21 protein-coding genes and 1 other annotated feature are annotated in these 25,447 nt (G+C 50.9%); of the genes, 14 read left to right on the top strand and 7 right to left on the bottom strand.

The window, feature by feature from the left end:
- Positions 1-308: 308 nt before the first annotated feature.
- On the top strand, positions 309-2,261 hold the full coding sequence (locus JFY74_09060; protein ID QQG30148.1) for a HAMP domain-containing protein: 1,953 nt from the start codon (positions 309-311) through the stop codon (positions 2,259-2,261).
- Positions 2,262-2,363: 102 nt separating this feature from the next.
- Here the strand turns inward: JFY74_09060 and JFY74_09055 are convergent, their stop codons facing one another.
- Positions 2,364-3,200: an SDR family oxidoreductase gene (locus JFY74_09055; protein ID QQG30147.1), complete on the bottom strand. Its 837-nt coding sequence runs from the start codon at positions 3,198-3,200 to the stop codon at positions 2,364-2,366.
- A gap of 406 nt (positions 3,201-3,606) precedes the next feature.
- Here JFY74_09055 and hisL point away from each other — a divergent pair, with 406 nt between their 5' ends.
- The 9 genes from hisL to JFY74_09010 all read left to right on the top strand — a co-directional run bounded on the left by hisL (position 3,607) and on the right by JFY74_09010 (position 10,905).
- On the top strand, positions 3,607-3,654 hold the full coding sequence (gene hisL, locus JFY74_09050; protein QQG30497.1) for a his operon leader peptide: 48 nt from the start codon (positions 3,607-3,609) through the stop codon (positions 3,652-3,654).
- Positions 3,630-3,751, top strand: a sequence feature (His leader region). Its footprint overlaps the gene before it by 25 nt.
- A 49-nt stretch (positions 3,752-3,800) precedes the next feature.
- The gene (gene hisG / locus JFY74_09045; GenBank protein QQG30146.1) at positions 3,801-4,700 is read left to right on the top strand and encodes an ATP phosphoribosyltransferase; all 900 of its coding nucleotides are present in this window, start codon (positions 3,801-3,803) and stop codon (positions 4,698-4,700) included.
- 5 nt (positions 4,701-4,705) lie between these two features.
- The gene (hisD, locus tag JFY74_09040; GenBank protein ID QQG30145.1) at positions 4,706-6,034 is read left to right on the top strand and encodes a histidinol dehydrogenase; all 1,329 of its coding nucleotides are present in this window, start codon (positions 4,706-4,708) and stop codon (positions 6,032-6,034) included.
- Positions 6,031-7,104, top strand: coding sequence for a histidinol-phosphate transaminase (gene hisC, locus JFY74_09035; protein ID QQG30144.1), 1,074 nt, complete (start codon positions 6,031-6,033; stop codon positions 7,102-7,104). The genes hisD and hisC overlap by 4 nt, the downstream gene beginning before the upstream one ends.
- Before the next feature lie 15 nt (positions 7,105-7,119).
- On the top strand, positions 7,120-8,187 hold the full coding sequence (gene hisB / locus JFY74_09030) for a bifunctional histidinol-phosphatase/imidazoleglycerol-phosphate dehydratase HisB (GenBank protein ID QQG30143.1): 1,068 nt from the start codon (positions 7,120-7,122) through the stop codon (positions 8,185-8,187).
- Positions 8,187-8,777, top strand: coding sequence for an imidazole glycerol phosphate synthase subunit HisH (gene hisH, locus JFY74_09025; protein ID QQG30142.1), 591 nt, complete (start codon positions 8,187-8,189; stop codon positions 8,775-8,777). Before hisB ends, hisH begins: the two co-directional genes overlap by 1 nt.
- Positions 8,778-8,783: 6 nt before the next feature.
- Positions 8,784-9,521, top strand: a complete 738-nt coding sequence (gene hisA / locus JFY74_09020; protein ID QQG30141.1) for a 1-(5-phosphoribosyl)-5-[(5-phosphoribosylamino)methylideneamino]imidazole-4-carboxamide isomerase — start codon at positions 8,784-8,786, stop codon at positions 9,519-9,521.
- Positions 9,503-10,279 (top strand): imidazole glycerol phosphate synthase subunit HisF, encoded by a 777-nt coding sequence (hisF, locus tag JFY74_09015; GenBank protein QQG30140.1) that lies wholly within the window; start codon positions 9,503-9,505, stop codon positions 10,277-10,279. The genes hisA and hisF overlap by 19 nt, the downstream gene beginning before the upstream one ends.
- Positions 10,273-10,905, top strand: a complete 633-nt coding sequence (locus tag JFY74_09010) for a bifunctional phosphoribosyl-AMP cyclohydrolase/phosphoribosyl-ATP diphosphatase HisIE (protein ID QQG30139.1) — start codon at positions 10,273-10,275, stop codon at positions 10,903-10,905. Before hisF ends, JFY74_09010 begins: the two co-directional genes overlap by 7 nt.
- Positions 10,906-10,967: 62 nt before the next feature.
- Here JFY74_09010 and JFY74_09005 read toward each other — a convergent pair whose 3' ends face one another.
- The 6 genes from JFY74_09005 to serC form a co-directional block, all read right to left on the bottom strand.
- A complete protein-coding gene (locus tag JFY74_09005; protein ID QQG30138.1) occupies positions 10,968-12,830 on the bottom strand; it encodes an amidohydrolase in 1,863 nt (620 codons plus the stop codon).
- Positions 12,831-13,123: 293 nt separating this feature from the next.
- The gene (gene ihfB / locus JFY74_09000; GenBank protein ID QQG30137.1) at positions 13,124-13,408 is read right to left on the bottom strand and encodes an integration host factor subunit beta; all 285 of its coding nucleotides are present in this window, start codon (positions 13,406-13,408) and stop codon (positions 13,124-13,126) included.
- Between the two features lie 89 nt (positions 13,409-13,497).
- Complete coding sequence (rpsA, locus tag JFY74_08995; GenBank protein QQG30136.1) at positions 13,498-15,195, bottom strand: 30S ribosomal protein S1; 1,698 nt, start codon at positions 15,193-15,195, stop codon at positions 13,498-13,500.
- A gap of 92 nt (positions 15,196-15,287) precedes the next feature.
- Positions 15,288-15,965: a (d)CMP kinase gene (cmk, locus tag JFY74_08990; protein ID QQG30135.1), complete on the bottom strand. Its 678-nt coding sequence runs from the start codon at positions 15,963-15,965 to the stop codon at positions 15,288-15,290.
- Between the two features lie 218 nt (positions 15,966-16,183).
- Positions 16,184-17,473 (bottom strand): 3-phosphoshikimate 1-carboxyvinyltransferase, encoded by a 1,290-nt coding sequence (gene aroA, locus JFY74_08985; GenBank protein ID QQG30134.1) that lies wholly within the window; start codon positions 17,471-17,473, stop codon positions 16,184-16,186.
- Between the two features lie 81 nt (positions 17,474-17,554).
- Positions 17,555-18,640: a 3-phosphoserine/phosphohydroxythreonine transaminase gene (serC, locus tag JFY74_08980; GenBank protein QQG30133.1), complete on the bottom strand. Its 1,086-nt coding sequence runs from the start codon at positions 18,638-18,640 to the stop codon at positions 17,555-17,557.
- A 329-nt stretch (positions 18,641-18,969) separates the two neighbouring features.
- On the opposite strand from serC, the gene JFY74_08975 reads away from it, so the two are divergent.
- From JFY74_08975 to pflA, 4 genes are all read left to right on the top strand, one after another.
- Positions 18,970-20,733: a YcaO-like family protein gene (locus tag JFY74_08975; protein QQG30132.1), complete on the top strand. Its 1,764-nt coding sequence runs from the start codon at positions 18,970-18,972 to the stop codon at positions 20,731-20,733.
- 439 nt (positions 20,734-21,172) lie between these two features.
- Positions 21,173-22,033, top strand: coding sequence for a formate transporter FocA (gene focA / locus JFY74_08970; GenBank protein QQG30131.1), 861 nt, complete (start codon positions 21,173-21,175; stop codon positions 22,031-22,033).
- Between the two features lie 57 nt (positions 22,034-22,090).
- Positions 22,091-24,373, top strand: a complete 2,283-nt coding sequence (gene pflB, locus JFY74_08965; GenBank protein QQG30130.1) for a formate C-acetyltransferase — start codon at positions 22,091-22,093, stop codon at positions 24,371-24,373.
- A 269-nt stretch (positions 24,374-24,642) separates the two neighbouring features.
- Positions 24,643-25,383, top strand: coding sequence for a pyruvate formate lyase 1-activating protein (pflA, locus tag JFY74_08960; GenBank protein ID QQG30129.1), 741 nt, complete (start codon positions 24,643-24,645; stop codon positions 25,381-25,383).
- The last annotated feature ends 64 nt before the right edge of the window (positions 25,384-25,447 follow it).

Genomic DNA, 25,447 nt, shown 5'->3' with positions numbered 1-25,447 from the left:
TTCAGCCCTGATATGACGTCAGGGCTGAATTCAATGATCAATAAATCGTTAAATAATCAGTAAGCTACGTTGTTTTGGATGTATCCCCATAAAACACTGTGCATTTGCACAGCCCGCCTTGATATCCATCACAAAATGTTATTATCCCCTACTCTGGCACTAACATCGCGATAAGAAAGCCCGATAACTCATAGTAGCTAGCAATGAAACCGTCGTGAAACATGACATCGTTATTAACCGTGAAATAATCGTTAGCAATAAAACTGTGATCATTATTACTAATAAATCGTCCTACATGGAGAGTTATAATGCAGAATCTTGCCAGTCGAATCCGTAACACAAAAATCGCACATAAACTGTATGCGGGATTTGGCATTATTTTATTACTCGTTATTGTTGCCTCATCGCTTAGTACAAAAAGATTTAAAGACATCAAAGATATCTATGAGAAAACCAATCTTATTTACAGCATCAATATTGAGGTGTTTCAGGCAAAAATAAATCGTGTTAAATATTTCTACGCCCCTGATGAAAAGACAAAAGATATTCTGGCGAAATTCGTTAAAAGCGCGACAGACTTAACAGACAGTGCAAAAACGCTGGCCTGGAGCACCGATGAGTTAGGCCACATCAACAGCTTAAAAGAAAACTTAGAAGGCTTTCAGACATCGGTATCCGCAATGTCTGTTGCAACACAAAAAGCGGTTGCTATTCAGGGAAAAATAAATCAACTCCATGCACAAGCCACGCTGGAACCTGTTGCACAGACCATTCATAGCACCAGTTCATTCCCCGATAATGATGCCTATTACGCGATTAGCAGACTCGCTTTCTTGTTAAGTGAAGTGCAAAAGCTGAGTTATGAGCTGCAAATAACAAAAGATGAGAAAACCGTCACTGCACTGAATAACCGTTATGCGGAAACGGAATCAGCCTATCAGGCCTTACCGATTTTACCTGCCGATCTGAAAGGTCAGGCTGACGCATTACGCAATTACATCAAGCAATATCAACAGATTAACGCAGACTATTACACCGCTTTCGATAACGTGAAAAAAGCAGAATATCTGGTCATGAGAGCAGGAACGAAAAGCAGTGCCGACATCAACGCACTGACGGCCATTATCAAAGCGAAAAACGATGAGCTGGCCTATAACTCTGCCACCATTACCATGATTATCGGTCTCATCGCCGTCATCATCGGTATCATTATTTCGATCTACATCACCCGGATTATTACCCGCCCCATCATCCATAACCTGTCGCTGGCGGAACGTATTGCCAGTGGCGATCTCACCACCTCGATTCAAACCGATCGCCACGATGAACTGGGGCGGCTTACCCACGCAATGGGGACAATGAATGAACAGCTGCGCCACGTTATCTCCGAAGTGCGGGACAGCGTCGGTAGCGTTAGCCAGTCAGCAAGTAAAATTGCCACAGGCAATAGCGATCTTTCATCACGCACCGAACAGCAGTCGGCTGCCGTCGTTGAAACCGCAGCCAGCATGGAAGAACTGACGTCAACGGTGAAAAATAACGCCGATAACGCTAAACATGCCAGCCAGATCGCAGCCGATGCCTCCAAGAATGCGCTGAAAGGCGGTGAGGTCGTGAAACAGGTTGTGACGACCATGGACAATATCGCGGCCAGCTCCAAAAAAATCGCCGATATCACCACCGTCATCAATAGCATTGCTTTCCAGACCAACATTCTGGCGCTGAACGCCGCGGTAGAAGCCGCGCGCGCCGGTGAACAAGGGCGCGGTTTTGCCGTGGTAGCAGGCGAAGTACGCAGTTTATCGCAGCGCAGTTCTCAGGCCGCCAAAGACATCGAAGCGCTGATCTCAGAGTCCGTCGAGCGTACCAATGCGGGTAGCCATCTTGTGGCAGTTGCCGGAGAAACCATGGAGCAAATCGTCGATTCCGTTTCTCGCGTGAACGACATCATGGGGGAAATTTCATCCGCTTCGGAAGAACAGAGCCGGGGAATTGGGCAAATCGCGCAGGCAATCAGCGAACTGGACACCACCACTCAGCAGAACGCCTCGCTGGTAATGGAATCCTCTATTTCCGCCAACTCGCTGGAAGAACAGGCTGTATTGTTAGAGAAGTTGCTTGAGCACTTCCGCGTATCCCAATCGGATAACCGCGCAGGCTCACGCGCACCATCCTCTGCGTCACGCCACGCGCTGCCAAAACGTGTGTCAACGGCAGACAAAAAAGCCGTGTCATCAGAAAGCGACTGGACGTCGTTTTAGCGACTCACGCCCGGATGGCATCACGTGCATCCGGGCGTATCAGAAACCCTATAGCGGTATCAAAAATCGTGGCAAACAAGCCAGAACGCATTGCCGTTAGCGCTACAAACCTTCATTCAGCGGCATCATTGAGGGATTAGGGTACTGATACTCAAACCCGAGTTCATGGCAGATACGCTGTCCATCCACAATCTTCCCCTGATCGCTGTCGGTTACGGGCGCAAACTGCGGCGGAGACAGGTGCAATCTGCGCGCCTGTTCAAGATAAAAGTCCTGTCTGGCAGGATGTTCTGGCGCACACAGATTATAGATATGCCCGCCGTTCGGAAGCTTAAGCAGCAACAGGATTGCCGCCAGCACATCTTCCTGATGTACCAGATTCACGCCATGATTACCGCGCGGCAGATTGGTTTTGCCCGCAAGGAAACGTCCAGGATGGCGTTCACCACCGACCAGCCCCGCAAGACGCAAGATATCGACGGAGGTATCAGGTAGATGCTGCAACCACTGTTCGAGGGACACCAGCGTTTTCCCTGCTACCGTCGTCGGCTGTAGCGGCGAGTTTTCTTTTGCCGTGCCGCTGCTATCGCCATAAACCGAGGTTGAACTGGTGAAGATAATACGCGGGACATGAAACACGCGCGCCATATTCACCAACTGCTGTACCGCTTGCGCATACCCTTCCCCGCCTTCCGCCGTTCGGCTGGCGGGCAAGGTCACGATCAATACGTCAACCTGTAGTAATGCGCTAAGCTCGTCTGCGTCGCATTCCAATTCAGGCGTCAGCGCGAGTTGATAGCACTCAATGCCGCTCATTCGCGCGGCTTCCACGCCATCCCGAGTGGTTTTCGTCCCTGTCACGTGGTAGCCGTGCCCATTCAGCGCCAGAGCTAGTGGCATACCCAACCAGCCCAACCCCACAATCGATACTTTTTTCATCAGCCGTTCTCCCCTGCAAGGAGCTTGTTAATTAACACTATACTCTACATAATTCGAGTTTCAGGCAGGCGGCAAGAGAAGGCATCCCGATGAGCTTACTCAAGTAAGTGATTCGGGTGACTGAACGCAGCCAACGCACATGCAACTTGAAGTATGACGAGTATACGCACGCCTACAGAGTAAACGGCTTTGACGCCCACCGCTACGGATGCCTGTCCGATTTCCGTAGTCTTTTCTGTCTATCAAAAGCGGATATCCAGCGCGATTATGCTGGCACATCCCCCAACCAAAACGAACTTCCCACATCTGCTAAAAAAATGTTGCACAACAGCCCGAACATGGTTTAGGTTATTCGACAGAAATCGTTATTGATTTAATAAACACTGACACAACAAAGAGACATTTTATGACACGCGTTCTGTTTAACCACCATCATCACCATCATCCTGATTAGTCTTTCGGGCAGTTGGTGCTGGAAGACATTAAGATCTTCCAGTGGCGCAGAACACAAAGAGAGCCCTCGGAAGATCATCTTCCGAGGGTTTTTTTATGCTCGCTCTATTTCCAAAAATTTAAATTTGACAGGTTAATGAGGTTTCCATGCTGGATAAAACACGTTTACGGATAGCAATGCAGAAGTCAGGCCGCCTGAGCGACGATTCACGCGAACTGCTGGCGCGCTGCGGGATCAAAATCAACTTACAGCAACAGCGTCTGATTGCATTCGCAGAAAATATGCCGATTGATATCCTGCGAGTGCGCGATGACGATATTCCCGGCCTGGTCATGGATGGCGTAGTCGATCTGGGCATCATCGGCGAAAACGTGCTGGAAGAAGAGCTGTTAAACCGTCGTGCACAGGGTGAAGATCCGCGTTACTTCACGCTGCGTCGTCTGGATTTCGGCGGCTGCCGCCTGTCGCTGGCGATGCCGCTGGACGAAGCCTATACCGGTCCTGAATGTCTGCAAAACAAACGTATCGCCACCTCTTATCCTCACCTGCTCAAACAATATCTCGACAGACAATCTGTCAATTTCAAATCCTGTCTGCTCAACGGTTCCGTCGAAGTAGCACCGCGTGCCGGTCTGGCCGATGCTATCTGCGATCTGGTCTCTACCGGTGCCACACTGGAAGCCAACGGCCTGCGTGAAGTGGAAGTGATTTACCGTTCCAAAGCCTGCCTGATTCAGCGCGACGGCGAGATGCCAGAAGAGAAACAGCTGCTGATCGATAAACTGCTGACCCGTATGCAAGGCGTGATTCAGGCACGTGAATCGAAATACATCATGCTGCACGCGCCGAGCGAACGTCTGGAAGAAGTCATCGCCCTGTTGCCTGGCGCTGAGCGCCCAACCATTCTGCCACTGGCCGGCGACCAAAGCCGCGTTGCCATGCACATGGTCAGTAGCGAAACGCTGTTCTGGGAAACGATGGAAAAACTGAAATCGTTGGGTGCCAGCTCCATTCTGGTTCTGCCTATTGAAAAAATGATGGAGTGATGACGATGGCTGACAACACCAACAGCACCGGCAGTTTTAGCACGCTCGTTGACTGGCAGCGCTGTTCAGCAGAAGAGCAGCGTCAGCTACTGACTCGCCCGGCTATTTCCGCATCAGACCGCATCACCGCCATCGTGAGCGATATTCTGGCAAATGTGAAAAGCCGTGGTGATAGCGCGTTACGCGACTACAGCGCACAGTTCGATAAGGTTCAGGTGAATGCGATTCGCGTCACCGAGGCCGAGATTGCCGCCGCCTCCGCCCGTTTGGGCGATGAGGTAAAACAGGCGATGGCGATCGCCGTGCGTAATATCGAGACATTCCACAACGCGCAAAAACTGCCGATTGTCGATATCGAAACGCAGCCAGGCGTACGTTGCCAGCAGCTCACTCGCCCTATCGCAACCGTCGGGCTGTATATTCCTGGGGGCTCTGCCCCGCTGCCGTCAACCGTGCTGATGCTGGGAACGCCTTCACGCATTGCCGGCTGTGGTCGTGTCGTACTGTGCTCACCGCCGCCGATTGCCGATGAAATTCTGTATGCCGCACAGCTGTGCGGCATTAAAGAAGTCTTTCAGCTCGGTGGCGCGCAAGCGATTGCTGCGATGGCATTTGGCACCGAGAGCGTGCCGAAAGTGGATAAGATCTTTGGCCCCGGTAACGCGTATGTCACGGAAGCTAAGCGTCAGGTTAGTCAGCAGCTCGATGGCGCGGCCATTGATATGCCCGCTGGTCCATCCGAAGTATTAGTGATCGCCGACAGCGGCGCGACGCCCGCGTTTGTCGCCTCCGACCTGTTGTCGCAGGCAGAACACGGCCCGGATTCACAGGTCATTCTGCTTACACCGGACGCAGCAATGGCCAAAGCCGTAGCAGACGCCGTTGAAGAACAGCTCACGCAATTGTCCCGTGCAGACATCGCGCGTCAGGCACTTGCCAGCAGCCGCGTCATCGTTGCGCGTGATTTGGCACAGTGCATTGAAATCAGTAATCAATATGGTCCAGAGCACTTGATCATCCAGACGCGGGACGCCGAATCACTGGTTGATAGCATCACCAGCGCGGGTTCAGTTTTCCTTGGCGACTGGTCACCGGAATCCGCGGGCGACTACGCCTCCGGCACCAACCACGTTCTGCCGACCTATGGCTATACCTCGACCTATTCAAGCCTGGGACTGGCCGATTTTCAGAAGCGCATGACCGTACAGCAGCTCACGCCGCAGGGGTTACTGCAACTGGCGCCGACCATAGAAATATTGGCACAGGCCGAACAGCTGACCGCCCACAAAAACGCCGTTACCCTGCGTGTTGCAGCACTGAAGGAGCAAGCATGAGCAGCATTGAAGAACTGGCACGCGCCAATGTCCGTGCGCTGACGCCGTACCAATCTGCCCGTCGTCTGGGCGGTAACGGCGATGTCTGGCTGAATGCCAATGAATACCCTGAAGCACCAGAATTTCAGTTAACGCTGCAAACGTTGAACCGCTACCCGGAATGCCAGCCAGTCACGGTTATCGGCCGTTACGCCGAGTATGCTGGCGTAACACCGGAGCAGGTTCTGGTCAGCCGCGGTGCTGACGAAGGTATCGAACTGCTGATCCGCGCGTTCTGCGAACCGGGGAAAGACGCCATCCTGTTCTGTCCACCCACCTACGGCATGTACGCCGTCAGCGCCGAGACGTTTGGCGTGGAACGCCGTACCGTAGCCAGCAAATCAGACTGGCAGTTGGATCTCGACGCGATTGAAGCACAGCTGGACGGCACTAAGGTCATTTACGTATGCAGCCCGAACAACCCAACCGGCAACCTGATCGCACGGGAGGATTTGCGTCAGCTACTCACGCTGGCTCAGGGCAAAGCGCTGGTCGTTATTGATGAAGCCTACATTGAATTCTGTCCGCAGGCGACCACCTCGGTCTGGCTGGACGAATTCCCACATTTGGTGATTCTGCGTACCTTGTCCAAAGCCTTTTCACTCGCTGGATTGCGTTGTGGCTTCACGCTGGCGAACCCTGAGGTCATTCAGCTTCTGCTGAAGGTCATTGCCCCTTATCCGCTGTCCACTCCCGTAGCGGATATCGCCGCGCAGGCGCTGAGTCACGAAGGGATCGCCAAAATGAAGGCGAATGTTGAGGAGATTACCTCCGCTCGCCGCTGGCTGAGCGATGCCTTAAAAGACATTCCCTGCATTGAAGAAATCTTCCCCAGCGAGAGTAACTATCTACTGGTGCGCTTTACCGCCTCCCCTTCTGTATTTAAAACGCTGTGGGATCAAGGCATTATTCTGCGTGACCAAAATAAGCAACCGAGCCTCGCAGGCTGTTTGCGCATTACTATCGGCAACCGCTACGAATGTGAACGCGTTGTTGCTGCATTACAATCATTGCCGGGCATCAACGCTTAATTTTAAGGAGCTCACGTGGGCCAGAAATACCTCTTTATCGACCGTGACGGAACATTGATTGCTGAACCGCCTGAGGATTTTCAGGTTGACCGTCTGGATAAACTGGCGCTGGAACCAGATGTCATTCCCTCGCTGCTGGCACTGCAAAAAGTCGGTTATACGCTGGTGATGATTACGAATCAGGATGGATTGGGAACCGAGAGCTTTCCGCAGGAAACCTTCGATCCACCGCACAACTTGATGATGCAGATTCTGACATCGCAGGGCATCCGTTTTGAGCAAGTGCTGATCTGCCCGCATTTACCCGCGGATAACTGCACCTGTCGCAAGCCCAAGACCGAGCTGGTGACTGCCTATTTGAACAACGGCCTGATGGATGTGGCGAATAGCTACGTCATCGGCGACCGCCAGACCGATATTCAACTGGCGCAGAACATGGGCATAACCGGGCTGCTCTATCAGCGTGGCGGGCTAAGCTGGCAAGCGATTACCAACCAGTTGACCAAGCGTGACCGCCATGCGCACGTCAACCGCGTCACGCGTGAAACCGCGATTGATGTAAACGTCTGGCTGGATCAGGAAGGTGGCAGCAAAATCAACACCGGCGTCGGCTTCTTCGATCACATGCTGGATCAAATCGCCACCCACGGCGGATTCCGCATGAACATTGAAGTGAAAGGCGATCTATACATCGACGATCACCACACGGTAGAAGATACCGGTCTGGCGCTGGGCGAAGCCCTGAATAAAGCGCTGGGCGATAAACGTGGTATTGGCCGCTTTGGCTTTGTTCTGCCTATGGATGAGTGTCTGGCACGCTGTGCGCTTGATATTTCCGGACGTCCGCACCTGGAATACAAAGCAGAATTCAGCTACCAGCGCGTTGGCGACCTGAGTACAGAAATGGTCGAACACTTCTTCCGTTCACTGTCTTATTCTATGGCCTGTACGCTGCACCTGAAAACCAAAGGGCGTAACGATCATCACCGTGTGGAAAGCCTGTTCAAAGTCTTCGGGCGCACGCTGCGTCAGGCAATCCGCGTCGAGGGTGATACGCTGCCGAGCTCGAAAGGAGTGCTCTGATGAAGGTCGTCATTCTTGATACTGGCTGCGCTAATCTCTCTTCGGTGACCTACGCCGTGCAGCGGTTGGGGTATACGCCCGTTGTAAGCCGCGAGGCCGAGATTGTCCTGCAAGCGGACAAGCTGTTTCTGCCGGGCGTTGGCACCGCACAGGCTGCGATGAATCAACTGGAAGAGCGCGACCTGATTGCGTTGATCAAAGCCTGTACCCAGCCCGTTCTCGGTATTTGCCTTGGTATGCAGTTATTAGGCACAAACAGCGACGAAAATGGCGGCATTCCCACGCTCGGCATTGTTGATTCGCCGGTGAAAAAGATGGTTGACCATGGCTTACCGTTGCCGCATATGGGCTGGAATCAGGTCATTCCGAAGGCCGGACATCGTTTGTTCCGCGATATCGATGACGGTGCCTATTTCTATTTCGTTCACAGCTATGCCATGCCGGTCTGCGAAAACACGATTGCCCAAGCCAACTACGGCGAAGCCTTCACCGCCGCGCTGGAAAAAGATAACTTCTTTGGCGTGCAGTTCCACCCTGAGCGTTCGGGTGCGGCGGGCGCGCAACTGCTGAAAAACTTTCTGGAGATGTAGAGCGTCATGATTATTCCCGCATTAGATCTGATTGATGGACAGGTTGTCCGTCTACATCAGGGTGATTATGGCCAACAGCGCCAGTACGGCAGCGATCCGCTCCCCCGCTTGCAGGATTACCAGCAACAAGGCGCAGGCGTGCTGCATTTGGTGGATTTGACCGGTGCAAAAGATCCCTCGGCCCGCCAGATTCCGCTATTAACGACGCTGTTGGCTGGCGTTACCGTCCCCGTTCAGATTGGCGGCGGCATCCGCACCGAGCAGGACGTGGAAGCGTTATTAAAAGCCGGAGCCAGCCGTGTCGTCATCGGCTCCACCGCCGTTAAGCAGCCGGAACTTGTTCAGCAATGGTTCACCCGCTACGGCGCAGAAGCGCTGGTGCTGGCGCTGGACGTGCGCATCGACGCCAACGGCACGAAGTTCGTCGCCATCAGCGGCTGGCAGGAAAATTCAAACGCCACGCTTGAGCAGGTCGTTGAACAATATCTGCCGTTCGGTCTGAAACATGTGCTGTGCACTGATATTTCTCGTGACGGTACGCTGAGCGGCTCCAACGTCGAACTCTATCGTGAAATCAGCCAGCGCTACCCGCAGATTGCCTTTCAGGCATCCGGCGGCATCGGTAACTTGACGGATATCGCCAATTTGCGCGGCAGCGGTGTGCAGGGCGTGATCGTAGGTCGTGCGCTGCTGGAAGGTAAATTCAACGTCGCGGAGGCTATTTCATGCTGGCAAAACGGATAATTCCCTGCCTGGACGTGCGTAACGGTCAGGTCGTCAAAGGTGTACAGTTCCGCAACCACGAAATCATCGGTGACATTGTGCCATTGGCGCAGCGCTACGCGCAGGAAGGGGCAGATGAGCTGGTTTTTTATGATATCACCGCCTCTTCCGATGGCCGTGTAGTCGATAAAAGCTGGGTATCCCGCGTCGCGGAAGTGATTGATATTCCCTTCTGTGTGGCGGGCGGCATTAAAAGCGTGGAAGAAGCGGGTCAAATCCTCTCTTTCGGCGCAGATAAGATTTCCATCAACTCACCGGCACTGGCCGACCCAGAGCTGATTACCCGCCTGGCTGACCGCTATGGCGTACAATGCATCGTCGTCGGGATTGATACCTGGCACGATGCTGCTACAGGCCGCTACCATGTGAATCAATACACGGGTGATGAAGCGCGCACCAAGGTCACCACTTGGGAAACGCTGGATTGGGTAGAAGAAGTGCAGAAGCGCGGTGCGGGTGAGATTGTCCTGAACATGATGAATCAGGACGGCGTGCGTAACGGCTATGATTTACATCAGTTAAATCTGGTGCGTGATGTCTGTCATGTCCCGCTTATTGCTTCCGGCGGCGCAGGCACCATGGAACATTTTCTGGATGCGTTCCAAACCGCCCACGTTGATGGCGCGCTGGCAGCATCGGTGTTTCACAAGCAAATTATTAATATTGGCGAACTGAAACAATATCTTAAGCAACAGGGTGTGGAGATTCGAGTGTGTTAAGCGAAGCAGTTTTTCTAAACGACGAACAACGAAACCAACTCGATTGGGAAAAAACGGACGGTATGCTGCCGGTTGTCGTGCAACATGCGGTATCCGGTGAAGTATTGATGCTGGGCTACATGAATCAGGACGCGTTGCAGGCTACGGAAGAGAGCGGCAAGGTCACGTTTTTCTCGCGGACCAAGCAGCGCTTGTGGACGAAAGGCGAATCTTCCGGCCATTTCCTGAATGTCGTCTCTATCACGCCGGACTGCGATAACGACACCCTGCTGATTCTGGTTAATCCCATCGGTCCAACCTGCCATCTGGGCACCAGCAGTTGCTTCTCGCCTGCTGCCAGCGACTGGACGTTCCTCTATCAGTTAGAGCAACTGCTGGCCGAGCGTAAGCATGCTGACCCAGATAGCTCTTACACTGCGCGCCTATATGCCAGCGGCACCAAGCGCATTGCGCAGAAGGTCGGTGAGGAAGGATTGGAAGCGGCATTAGCGGCCACGGTGCATGACCGCGAAGAACTGACCAACGAAGCCGCAGATTTGATGTACCACCTGCTGGTGCTGTTGCAGGATCAGGATTTAGATCTGGCGACCATCATTAATCGCCTGAAAGCGCGTCACAATAAGTAAACCTGTTCCCCGCGTTATCGATCGCTGATAACGCGGGGCTTTATTATGGCAACATCGCCGTGTTAGCTTGAGTGTACCTTACGTCCCCCTTTCCAGGTTTCCAGAACCGGAATATGACGCATATCTTTCACCGGATTATTTTTATCTGCTGAATCATAGGTCAGCGGGGAATCCGCCAGAATAATAAAATCAGCACATTTACCAGCGACCAACGATCCGACCCACTGATCTGCATGACACTGCCAGGCGGCATCATAAGTTGCGGATTTAAGCGCGGCGAAACGGGAAATCCGCTCTTGCTCGCGCAACACAGCAGGAGTCGCCTGTTGAGGCGCGCCTTCCATCACACGAGAAATCGCCTGTTCCATCATGCGTAGCGGGCCAAGCGGTGTAACACCGTTATCGCTGTGTAGCGTAATCCTCATCCCGTGATTGATCGCGGATTGGCAGCGATCAAGGTGATTAGCGCGATCCTCTCCCAGAATGGTTTGCTGGAATGCCCAGCCCCAATACCCCACATGACCAATTAAGAAACTGGGGGAAATACCGAGCTGTTTCATTTCCACAAGATGATCGTCAGTGAGCAGGGAGGCATGTTCCAAACGATCCCGCCGCAGTTCGTAAGTCTCTGATGTCACGCCAGCCAGTTTAAAAGACGCTAAGGTCAGCCTGATGGCTTCATCGCCATTCGTATGAATCATCAATGACCAGTTTTTATCTACAACGTTCTGCACCAGCGTATTGATATTAGTGGATGGATCAAAGTTGAAGGCACCGACATTATCCACGCCTGGCGTTTTTTCATAGAGGTGATTACAGCAGTACGGCGTGGATTGATACCCCGTCAGCCCTTGGTTTGAACCATCTGAAATAACCTTGATATACGGCAAGTGAAAGTGTTCATCTCCATACCCCGGAGAGTAATAATTCACCACTTTATTTTCAAAATCCTCACTACTCGTAACAATCAGTGCACCGCCTATCCGCACCGGACAAATCGGCAGATGCGCCCATTTGTCCAGGAAACTCACTTGATCGAAGCCCGGCTGAGACCCTTTGGGTTCAACGCCAGCATCAAGCATATAAGTCACGCCTCGTTTACTCGCTAAAGCAAATAGTTTGCTCATCGATGCAATGAGCTTTACCGCCAATTCCGTTTTAGGGTAGCTACTGACCATGACATTTAGCACTGGCTGGATACCAACTATTTCCTTAAGGATACCGTTTTCGCTGATAGGTGGGACAAGGGGTGGTTTATCTGCATAATAGTCTTTAACACACTTAATCGCCGCATGATTGATATAAGCAAGATGCATCGAGGCATTGAGGACAAATACCGGTTGGAGTGTCGTGATTTTATCGAGAGCATCAGCATCAAATGCCTTATTTCCCTCAACAAACAGCGATGGATCAGCACCAAATCCGATAAGCCATTTATCGGATTTATGCGGTAACGCCTTCTCCTGTAGATGGGATATCACCCAGCTACGGTTATAATTTTTGCGTAATTTTTGCTCTTCAAACGGGCTAACATCATTACCAATACCAGAAAGCATCGCGGAGCTAGTGATGTGGACATGCGGCTCAATCAGCCCCGGTAACAGCGTTTGTTTGCCTGATAATTGATGCTCAGACGTGTTTTTCGGCATTTTGGCTTTCACATCCTGATACGAACCCGTTGCAACCACCAGTCCGTCACGAATGCCCATGGCCTCAACTGCAACTTCCTTCCCATCTTCTAACGTCAGAATAGCTTTTCCAGGGCTCCCATCCTTATTTGGTGCGGAACGGAATAGCTTCGTTTCAATATGTAGACTGTTCTCCCCCTCAGGGATCTCAACTGGCGTATCGGGGAAAAATGATTTCCACAGAGGGCTACAGCAGGAACAGCTTATGCTACCGGAATGGCCACACGCTTCACTCATACACTTTCCTTATTTAGAGATAACGCATTAGAAATGTTAATGTACCGAATAAAAAATAGGCAATAACATTAAAAACTTCAACGTCCAAGCAGTTGAAAATCAAAAATTCATATTTCGTGTGCTGACGATCACTTAGCCGCGTGAAGGTCAAAAAGGAAAGCGTATTAAGTGAGATCGCACTCTGATAAGTAACTAGATCAAATCATGTGGAAGGTTGGAGAGGAAAATAGGCCATAAATGTAAAAAAGCACCCAAATGGGTGCTTTTATAAGGCTGGTATTTAGGACTAATGATTAGCCGTAAATATTAGCGCGGTCGCGGAGTTCCTTACCCGGTTTAAAGTGAGGGACGTACTTACCTTCCAACTCAACTTTGTCACCCGTTTTCGGATTACGACCTACACGCGGTGCACGGTAGTGAAGTGAAAAACTGCCAAACCCACGGATTTCAATACGGTCGCCTTCGGCTAGCGTAGAAGCCATTTGTTCGAGCATTTCTTTCACTGCATCCTCAACCACTTTGGCTGGGATATGAGATTGCTGTCCAGCAAGCCTTTCAATAAGTTCAGACTTGGTCATAGCTCCTCCAAGTGCGGTTATCAATAACCAGGATAACTGACTACCGTTACAAGAATGAGCAACTTACGTTGCTCATTCCACCGTAGTGATTACTCGCCTTTAGCTGCTTTGAACGCTTCTGCCATCGCGCTGGAGAAATTGTTTTCTTCCGGCTTGTTGTTAACAGTTGCGATTGCATCTTTCTCGTCAGCTTCGTCTTTCGCACGAACAGACAGGCTAACAACGCGGTTTTTACGATCAACACCAGTATATTTCGCTTCAACGCTGTCGCCAACGCTCAGTACCAGAGTTGCATCTTCAACGCGGTCACGAGAAGCATCAGAAGCACGCAGATAGCCTTCAACACCGTCTGCTAATTCAACTGTAGCACCTTTGGCGTCAACTGCTATAACTTTACCAGTAACAATAGCACCTTTCTTGTTAACAGACAGGTAGTTATTGAACGGGTCTTCAGACAGTTGTTTCACACCCAGGGAGATACGCTCGCGCTCTGCGTCAACCTGCAGAACAACAGCGGCGATTTCATCACCTTTCTTGAATTCGCGAACGGCTTCTTCGCCAGCCACGTTCCAAGAGATGTCGGACAGGTGAACCAGACCGTCGATGCCGCCGTCCAGACCGATGAAGATACCAAAGTCAGTGATAGACTTGATTTTACCTTCAACGCGGTCGCCCTTGTTGTGGGTTTCTGCGAACAGCTGCCATGGGTTGGATTTACACTGTTTCAGGCCCAGGGAGATACGACGACGTTCTTCGTCGATGTCCAGAACCATAACTTCCACTACATCACCAACGTTAACAACTTTGGATGGGTGGATGTTTTTGTTGGTCCAATCCATTTCAGAAACGTGTACCAGACCTTCAACGCCTTCTTCGATTTCAACGAAGCAGCCGTAGTCAGTCAGGTTGGTCACGCGGCCAGTCAGACGCGTGCTTTCTGGGTAACGCTTAGCGATAGCGACCCATGGATCTTCGCCCAGCTGTTTCAGGCCCAGAGACACACGAGTACGCTCGCGGTCGAACTTCAGCACTTTAACAGTGATTTCGTCGCCCACATTGACGATTTCGCTTGGGTGTTTAACACGTTTCCAAGCCATATCAGTGATGTGCAGCAGGCCATCAACGCCGCCCAGATCAACGAATGCACCGTAGTCAGTAAGGTTCTTAACGATACCTTTAACTTCCATGCCTTCCTGCAGGTTTTCCAGCAGTTGATCGCGCTCAGCGCTGTTTTCAGATTCGATAACTGCACGGCGGGAAACAACAACGTTGTTGCGTTTCTGATCCAGCTTGATAACTTTGAACTCAAGCTCTTTGCCTTCCAGATGCAGCGTATCGCGAACCGGACGAACGTCTACCAGAGAACCTGGCAGGAACGCGCGAATGCCGTTCAGCTCAACAGTGAAACCGCCTTTAACTTTACCGTTGATAATACCGGTAACAGTTGCAGCTTCTTCATAAGCTTTTTCCAGCGTCAGCCATGCTTCATGACGTTTAGCTTTTTCGCGAGAAAGCAGCGTTTCACCGAAGCCATCTTCGATAGCGTCCAGAGCAACGTCAACTTCATCACCAACCTGAATTTCCAATTCGCCTTGTGCGTTCTTGAATTGCTCTACCGGAATGGCAGATTCAGATTTCAAACCGGCATCAACCAGTACGACATCTTTATCAATAGCAACAACAACACCACGTACGATGGAACCAGGACGGGTTTCGATTTCTTTCAGGGATTCTTCAAAGAGTTGAGCAAAAGATTCAGTCATGTTTGATAATCTTAAGGGTTTCATTTTAACGTCCATCTGGCATCCTGCTCGATGGGGTTGTTTAACATGCCCCGCTGTGCATCCTTACAGCGAGGTAAAAATTCAGTTTTCTGTGATTACGCTAAAATTTCGCGGGCATAAGCCAACGCGCGCGCTATCACTTCATCGATTGTCATTTCCGTTGAATCTAGCACCAACGCATCGGCAGCAGGCACTAACGGCGCAACGGCGCGACTGCGATCGCGCTCATCCCGTTCTTTTATCTCAGACAAAAGACGTTCAAAGTTAACATTAAAGCCCTTCCCCTGCAACTGTAGCATGCGGCGTTGTGCACGTTCTTCCGCACTGGCATCCAAAAAAATCTTCACTGGGGCATCAGGAAAGACTACCGTTCCCATGTCTCTGCCATCAGCAATCAACCCTGGAACCTCGCGAAATGCACGCTGCCGACGTAATAATGCTTCACGAACGCGAGGGAAAGCAGCAGCCTGAGACGCCGTGTTGCCTACCGCTTCGGTACGAATTTCATGGCTAACGTCTTCGCCTTCCAGGGTGACTTTCAACTGCCCGTCTTCTGCAACAAAACGCACATCAAGATGAGAAGCTAGCGGAACCAGTGCGTCTTCCGAACTGATATCCACATGGTGGTGCAATGCCGCCAGAGCCAAAACACGATAGATAGCCCCCGAGTCCAGCAGGTTCCATTGTAAAGCTTCAGCCAACGCCTTACACAAGGTACCTTTGCCTGCGCCGCTCGGTCCGTCAACCGTAATTACCGGTGCCATCACCGTCATCTCTCTCTCCTTAATACTGGGAAGTTCCGCTTATGCCGTTTTATGGCATCACGGAGCATCATTATACGCATCAATACAGAGAAAGGTTACCCCAATGCCGGAATGGCGGGAAAAATAAGGCATTCTCTGAACGCGGTACGCAATTTCAGAAGAAAAGCTGAGCGTTGCTCGGAGAAATCGATAGAGAAAAAAGGCACGGAAACCGTGCCTTAGAGAGATCAGGCTAGCTCGCTGAGGCGTGCCAGTTGTTCGAAGTAGTCTGGGAAGGTTTTAGCCGTACATTTCGGATCCAGAATCGTAACTGGCGTATCCGATAGCGCCACTAGAGAGAAACACATCGCCATACGATGATCGTTGTACGTGCCGATTTCTGCCGCTTTCAGCTTGGCCGGCGGCGTAATGCAAATGTAGTCGTTACCCTCTTCCACTTCCGCGCCAACTTTACGCAGTTCAATCGCCATTGCCGCCAGACGATCGGTTTCTTTCACGCGCCAGTTGTAGATATTACGCAGCGTAGTGGTGCCACCTTGAGCGAAAAGCGCCGCCGTCGCGATGGTCATCGCAGCATCAGGAATGTGATTCATATCCATGTCGATCGCGTGCAGTTCACCACGTTCGCATTCAATATAATCCTCACCCCAGCGCACGGTCGCACCCATTTTTTCCAACACATCAGCAAAGCGAATGTCGCCCTGTACGCTATTACGGCCTACGCCGGTCACACGCACCACACCGCCTTTAATCGCCGCCGCGGCCAGGAAGTAAGAAGCCGATGACGCATCACCTTCCACCAGATAATCACCCGGTGAATGATACTGCTGGCGACCCGCAACGAAGAATCGCTGATAATTTTCATGACGCACTTCAATACCAAAGGCTTTCATCATATGCAGCGTGATATCGATATACGGTTTGGAAACCAGATCGCCCTGAATGCTGATTTGCGTATCCTGCTTAGCCAGAGGCGCAGTCATCAACAGCGCGGTCAGGAACTGGCTTGATACGCTGCCATCTACGCTGATTTCACCGCCCTGAAAACCGCCGTGCAGACGAAGCGGTGGGTAATTTTCCTGCTCCAGATAGTCAATTTTCGCCCCGCCCTGACGCAGTGCATCGACCAAGTGCCCGATCGGGCGCTCTTTCATCCGCGGCTCGCCCGTCAGTACAATATCGCCATCTGTCAGACACAACGCGGCAGCCAGTGGACGCATCGCGGTACCTGCATTCCCTAGAAACAGTTCCAGCGGTTGCGATGCCGTAAACGCGCCACCCAGACCCGTAATCTCACACACCGTCCGGTCAGACGACAGATGATATTCCACGCCCAGCGCCGTTAGAGCGGTAAGCATATGGCGAACATCGTCACTGTCTAACAGGTTAGTCAACCGGGTCTTTCCTTCAGCCAAGGCCGCTAGCAAAAGCGCACGGTTAGAGACGCTTTTTGAGCCAGGAAGGTTAAGGGTACCGTTAATCAGTTTGATGGGTTGTAGAGTCAGGGATTCCTGCATGTAAAGCCTATTCTTTCAACGTGGACATAAAAACCCCGGAAAGTCCGGGGCTGATCAAAATGTATCGAGGGGCGGTCTTAATCAACCGTGGCGACGCGCGAAGTCAGCCATAAATTCCGTCAGCGCTTTCACGCCTTCCAGCGGCATCGCATTGTAGATAGAAGCACGCATGCCGCCCACTACGCGATGGCCTTTCAGCGCGTGCAGACCCGCAGCGACTGATTCCTCTAGGAAGACTTTATCCAGCGCAGAGTCCGCCAGCAGGAACGGCACATTCATGCGAGAACGGTTCGCGACCGCGACGTCATTACGATAGAAATCGTTACCGTCAATCGCGCTATACAGCAGGTCGGCTTTCTCTTGGTTACGTTTTTCCATTTCAGCCAGACCACCGTGCTCTTTCAGCCATTTGAAGACCATGCCGGACAGATACCAGGCAAACGTCGGCGGTGTGTTAAACATAGAGTCATTGTCCGCCAGAACCTGATAATCCAGAATCGATGGCAACTCACGGCGCGCTTTGCCCAGTAAATCTTCACGCACGATAACCAGCGTCAGACCAGCCGGGCCGATGTTTTTCTGCGCACCGGCATAGATCACGCCGTAACGGCTAACGTCAATACGGCGAGACAGGATGCAGGAAGAATAGTCGGCGACCACAATTTTATCGCCAAAATCCGGATCTTCTTCGATCGCAATACCGTCAATGGTTTCATTCGGACAGTAATGTACAAACGCGGCGTCATCAGACAATTTCCATTCACGCATCGGCTTAATGCCGCGCAGATCGCCTACACGCGTTTTCACGTCAATCACGTTAGGTGTGCAGTATTTTTCTGCTTCATTGATTGCGCTGTCTGCCCAATATCCGCCGTCGATGTAGTCGGCCGTTGAGCGTTCGCCCAAGAGATTTAACGGTACTGCCGCAAATTGCGCACGCGCACCACCGTGGCAAAAAAGCACTTTGTAGTTGGAGGGGATTTTCAGCAAATCACGCAGATCTTGTTCGGATTCAGCGGCAACCTGCATAAACTCTTTACTGCGGTGGCTGATTTCCATGACCGATGTACCCAAGCCATTCCAATTACACAATTCCTGTTCAGCACGACGCAGTACTTCAACCGGCAGCATTGCTGGACCGGCGCTAAAATTAAAAATCTGAGTCATTTCCCCTCACCACACCTGAAAAATAGCGGCTCTTTTTATCACCGTTGTTACAAATACCATTTTTATAAACCTGACGGTTATAAAAATACCGCTGTTACAAGATAGTAGTTATAACGGAAGGACCGCCATAACCACACTACTTTTACCCTGCTATCGGTTTTATCACTCGTCAATCGCGGCTGCAACGCTTATTGCGCTTTCATTATGCAAAACGGCACGTTACGCAGCCTGTTCTTTTTCACTGTTGCCGATCTGTTATGAATAAATAGAGTCTGAACAGAAAAATCCGTATCATGCCGCTTCCGCTAATCTCGATAAGAGTGAACACCATGACTCAAACGTTTATCCCAGGCAAAGACGCCGCCCTGGAAGATTCCATCGCCCGTTTTCAACAACAGCTCCAGGACCTGGGGTTTAACATCGAAGAAGCGTCATGGCTGAACCCGGTGCCAAACGTCTGGTCTGTCCATATTCGAGACCGCGATTGCCCGCTCTGCTTCACTAACGGTAAAGGTGCCAGTAAGAAAGCGGCACTGGCCTCTGCGTTAGGCGAGTATTTCGAGCGTCTGTCCACCAACTATTTCTTTGCTGACTTCTATCTCGGCAAAAGCATCGCTAACGGCGATTTCGTTCACTACCCGAATGAAAAATGGTTCCCGATTCCAGAAGATGATGCGCTACCGGAAGGTATTCTGGATGCCCGTCTGCATCAGTTTTACGATCCTGAGCAGGAACTGAGCGCCAGCGATCTGATCGATCTGCAATCCGGCAATGCCGACAGAGGCATTTGCGCGCTGCCATTTACTCGTCAGTCCGATCAGCAAACTGTCTATATTCCGATGAACATCATCGGTAACCTGTACGTTTCTAACGGGATGTCCGCCGGTAACACCGCCAACGAAGCCCGTGTTCAGGGGCTGTCTGAAGTGTTTGAGCGCAGCATCAAAAACCGCATCATTGCCGAATCCATCAGCCTGCCAGAAATTCCGCAAGAGGTGCTGAACCGCTACCCAGGCGTGGTCGAAGCGATTGCAACGCTGGAAAAAGAAGGTTTCCCGATTTTCTCTTACGATGCCTCACTGGGCGGGAAATATCCGGTTATCTGCGTAGTGCTGTTTAACCCCGCCAACGGCACCTGCTTTGCCTCCTTCGGCGCGCACCCTGACTTCGGCGTGGCGCTGGAGCGTACCGTTACCGAGCTGCTGCAAGGCCGTGGCCTGAAAGATCTGGACGTGTTCACCCCACCGACCTTCGATGATGAAGAAGTTGCCGAGCACGCTAACCTGGAAACCCACTTTATCGATTCCAGCGGTCTGATCTCTTGGGATATGTTCAAGAAGCAAGCGGATTATGAATTTGCCGATTGGAGCTTTAAAGGATCGACGGAAGAAGAATTCGCTACATTGATGGCGATCTTCAAGCAGGAAGATAAAGAAGTCTACATTGCTGACTATGAACATCTGGCTGTTTATGCCTGCCGCATCATCGTACCGGGAATGTCGGACATCTATCCTGCCGACGATCTGTTGTTAGCCAATAACAGCATGGGCGCTCATCTGCGTGACACGCTGCTGGCGCTGCCTGACAGCAAATGGGAAAAAGAAGACTATCTGACTCTGTTGCAACAGTTGGATGACGAAGGGCTGGATGACTTCACCCGCGTACGCGAGCTGCTTGGTATTGCCACTGGCAAAGATAATGGCTGGCTCACTCTGCGTGTTGGCGAATTGAAAGCCATGCTGGCTCTGGCCGGCGGCGATCTGGATCAGGCTCTGACCTGGACAGAGTGGACGCAGGATTTCAACGATTCCGTCTTTACGGCACAGCGCAGCAACTACTACCGTTGCCTGCAGACCCTGCTGTTACTGGCGCAAGAGCCTGAGCGCGATCCGGCAGAATATTACGATACCTTCACAAAAATGTACGGCAGTGAGACCGTCGATGCCGCTAGCGCTGCGGTTGCTGGCGAAGCGTGCTTCTATGGTCTGTTTGCCGTGGATGACACCTTTACCTCTTTACCTGCGCACCAGTCGCTGCTGGCAGCCTATGAAAAACTGCAACAGGCGAAGCGTCGTTATTGGCAAGCAAAATAATGCCAGAATGATGAAATCAGCACACGTCTTATATCGATGAGTGCGTTTGAGTGCAAATAGCCACAGACCAATAGCCCTTTATCCTAAAGGGCTATTTTATTATCCAGAGGGCAATATTTATTATTCGTAATGCATAATCAGAACATTGTTATTGAATGGTGAAATTTTAATTAAATTACATCGACAAGGTGGTACTGAAATTCTACAAAACATGATTTTTATTAACGCTAAATCGGTAGGTTTAACGTATACCATTCAACTCTTTTTATAAAATTTAAAATATTTTTTTATTATAAAATTCAATAAATTAACCACAAAACCACCGTATCTCACTCTACTTACCAACCTGTTAATTTCTTGCAATATGATCCACGTCAAATTTTACCGTATACTGCTTTGTTAGTATCTCAACGCTGATAATTTTTAAGAGAGAGTTAGTGTGAAAGCTGACAACCCCTTTACTCTATTACTCCCGGCCGCCATGGCAAAAGTTGCTGAAGACGCCGGAGTCTATAAAGCTACAAAACAACCGTATACGACGTTTTATTTAGCGATCACTGCGGGTGTGTTTATTTCGATCGCCTTCGTCTTTTATATTACGGCTACCACAGGGACCGCGACGATACCTTTCGGCATCGCGAAATTGATCGGTGGTATCTGTTTCTCCCTTGGCCTCATGTTGGTTGTCGTCTGCGGTGCAGACTTATTTACCTCAACCGTTCTTATCGTGATTGCCAAAGCCAGTGGACGTATTACCTGGAAGCAACTAGCCTGTAACTGGGCAAATGTCTATGTCGGCAACCTGATTGGCGCGCTTTTCTTCGTTGGCCTTATCTGGTTCTCGGGAGAGCACATGGTCGCAAACGGTGCGTGGGGCCTCAACGTCCTGCAAACAGCTGAACACAAACTTGAACACACGTTTGTTGAAGCGCTGTGTCTGGGGATTCTCGCCAACCTGCTGGTTTGTCTGGCCGTGTGGATGAGCTATTCCGGCCGTACGCTTACCGACAAAATGTTTGCCATGATTCTGCCTGTCGCCATGTTTGTTTCCAGCGGCTTTGAGCACAGTATCGCCAACATGTTCATGATTCCTATGGGCATCGTTATCAAAAATTTTGCGGCCCCGGAATTCTGGAATGCCATTGGCATGGTGCCGTCTCAGTTTGAACATTTAACCGTTAGCCACTTTATTACCGATAATCTGATTCCCGTCACCCTAGGGAACATCATCGGCGGCGGCGTAATGGTCGGTTTGACATATTGGGTAATTTATTTGCGCGGTGGAGACAAGCACCACTAAGGTGCAATCGGCCGCAACGTCGGGTTTTAAGAAATCCATATCAAAGGTAGGTGTAAAATGACCGAGCTGAATGAAAAATTGGCCAATGCATGGCAAGGCTTTAGCAAAGGTGAATGGCAGGATAACGTCAACGTTCGTGACTTTATCCAGAAAAACTACACGCCGTATGAAGGTGATGAGTCTTTCCTGGCTGGCGCAACCAAAGCGACCTCAGCGCTGTGGGACAGCGTCATGGAAGGCATCAAACAGGAAAACCGTACTCACGCGCCTGTTGATTTTGATACCAATGTTGCTGCAACTATCACGTCTCACGACGCGGGATACATCAACAAAGGTCTGGAAAAAATCGTTGGTCTGCAAACTGACGCTCCGCTGAAACGTGCGTTAATTCCGTTCGGCGGCATCAAAATGGTTGAAGGTTCATGCAAAGTTTACGGTCGTGAACTGGATCCTCAACTGAAAAAAATCTTTACCGAATACCGCAAAACGCACAACCAGGGCGTGTTCGATGTTTACACTCCAGACATCCTGCGTTGTCGTAAATCAGGCGTTCTGACTGGTCTGCCAGATGCTTACGGCCGTGGCCGTATCATCGGTGACTACCGTCGCGTTGCGCTGTACGGTATCGACTATCTGATGAAAGACAAGTTTGCTCAGTTCACTTCTCTGCAATCCAAACTGGAAAACGGCGAAGATCTGGAAGCAACAATCCGTCTGCGTGAAGAAATTGCCGATCAGCATCATGCACTGAGCCAAATTAAAGAAATGGCCGCTAAATATGGCTGTGACATTTCTGGCCCAGCAGCGACAGCTCAGGAAGCCGTGCAGTGGACTTACTTCGGTTACCTGGCTGCGGTGAAATCACAGAATGGTGCGGCAATGTCCTTCGGACGTGTCTCTACCTTCCTGGATATCTACCTTGAGCGCGATCTGGCAGCAGGCAAAATCACTGAGGAAGAAGCTCAGGAAATGATTGACCATCTGGTCATGAAACTGCGTATGGTGCGTTTCCTGCGTACTCCTGAGTATGATGAGCTGTTCTCTGGTGACCCAATCTGGGCAACAGAATCTCTGGCCGGTATGGGTCTGGATGGTCGTACTCTGGTGAGCAAAACCAGCTTCCGCTTCCTGAACACCCTGTACACCATGGGGCCGTCTCCAGAGCCAAACATGACCATTCTGTGGTCTGAAAAACTGCCACAAAGCTTTAAAAACTATGCGGCTAAAGTCTCCATCGATACCTCTTCTCTGCAATATGAGAATGACGATCTGATGCGCCCTGACTTTAACAACGATGACTACGCCATTGCTTGTTGCGTAAGTCCGATGATCGTTGGCAAACAAATGCAGTTCTTCGGTGCCCGTGCAAACCTGGCGAAAACCATGCTGTACGCGATTAACGGCGGCGTGGACGAAAAACTGAAAATGCAGGTTGGTCCGAAATCAGAACCGATCAAAGGCGACGTTCTGGACTTCGACGAAGTGATGGATCGTATGGATCACTTCATGGATTGGCTGGCGAAACAATACGTCACCTCTCTGAACATCATTCACTACATGCACGACAAATACAGCTACGAAGCGTCGCTGATGGCACTGCATGACCGTGATGTGTTCCGTACTATGGCGTGTGGTATCGCGGGTCTGTCTGTTGCTGCTGACTCCCTGTCTGCCATCAAATATGCCAAAGTTAAACCAATTCGTGATGAAGATGGCCTGGCTATCGACTTTGATATCGAAGGCGAATATCCACAATTCGGTAACAACGATTCTCGCGTAGATGAACTGGCTTGTGATCTGGTTGAACGTTTCATGAAGAAAATTCAGAAACTGAATACCTACCGTGGCGCAACACCAACTCAGTCTGTTCTGACCATCACCTCTAACGTGGTATATGGTAAGAAAACGGGTAACACGCCAGACGGTCGCCGCGCAGGTGCGCCATTTGGACCAGGTGCTAACCCAATGCATGGTCGTGACCAGAAAGGTGCCGTTGCTTCTCTGACTTCTGTTGCCAAACTGCCGTTTGCTTACGCGAAAGATGGTATTTCTTATACATTCTCCATCGTCCCTAACGCGTTAGGCAAAGACGACAACGTGCGTAAAGCTAACCTTGCCGGCCTGATGGATGGTTATTTCCACCACGAAGCCAGCATCGAAGGTGGTCAGCACCTGAACGTCAACGTCATGAACCGTGAAATGCTGCTTGATGCGATGGAAAACCCGGAGAAATATCCGCAGTTGACTATCCGCGTATCTGGCTACGCAGTGCGTTTCAATTCACTGACGAAAGAACAGCAACAAGACGTCATCACCCGTACTTTCACACAGTCAATGTAATTTCCATGACTGTCTGAAAAGGCGTAAAATAAAGGCTCCACGTCAGTGGGGCCTTTTTCTCACCCCCGCTTGTCGTTCAGATTGTTAGCCTGTTTTGCCAGCCCGCTATGTTGCCCTCATTATGTGGATGGCTCGCAAAACAGATTCGACGCAGCATCTGTCACACGGTGTTCTTCTGTCAGAAACTTTTGTCAGAGCAGCATCTGCCTTCTTATGACTGCGCTCATAAAGACCGCTATTGTTCGGTCAACTTTGGAGAAAACCTCGCAATGTCACTTATCGGTCGCATCCACTCCTTTGAATCCTGTGGCACCGTCGATGGCCCAGGCATCCGTTTCATCATCTTCTTTCAGGGCTGCCTGATGCGCTGCCTGTATTGTCATAACCGTGATACCTGGGATACGCACGGCGGCAAGGAAGTGACGGTTGAAGAACTCATGAAAGAAGTCGTGACCTACCGTCACTTTATGAATGCATCCGGCGGTGGCGTAACGGCATCCGGCGGTGAGGCTATTCTCCAGGCCGAATTTGTGCGCGACTGGTTCCGTGCCTGTAAGGCAGAAGGCATTAACACCTGTCTGGACACCAATGGCTTCGTGCGCCGCTACGATCCCGTCATTGACGAGCTATTGGACGTCAGCGATTTAGTGATGCTCGATCTGAAACAAATGAATGACGACGTACACCAGAATTTAGTGGGCGTATCCAATCACCGTACTCTGGATTTCGCTCGCTATTTGGCAAAGCGCAACCAGCGTACCTGGATACGTTATGTCGTCGTTCCCGGTTGGTCTGACGATGATGCGTCCGCACACAAACTGGGCGAATTCACCAAGGATATGACGAACATCGAGAAAATTGAGCTTCTCCCCTATCATGAACTTGGCAAACACAAGTGGATTGCGATGGGTGAAGAGTACAAATTAGACGGCGTTAAACCGCCAAAAGCCGATACGATGGATCGCGTTAAATCGATTCTTGAAAGCTACGGTCACAAGGTCATGTACTAGCCTCTGACGCTTTCTGGAAAAATAGCGCGCTCAGGGCGCGCTATTTTCATTTTGGCGGGTAGAT

It is taken from the genome of Pectobacterium carotovorum (assembly GCA_016415585.1).
GTDB lineage: Bacteria > Pseudomonadota > Gammaproteobacteria > Enterobacterales > Enterobacteriaceae > Pectobacterium > Pectobacterium carotovorum_K.
Note: the sequence above shows the minus strand (reverse complement) of the source record. Positions and strands in the feature narration are given on the sequence as shown.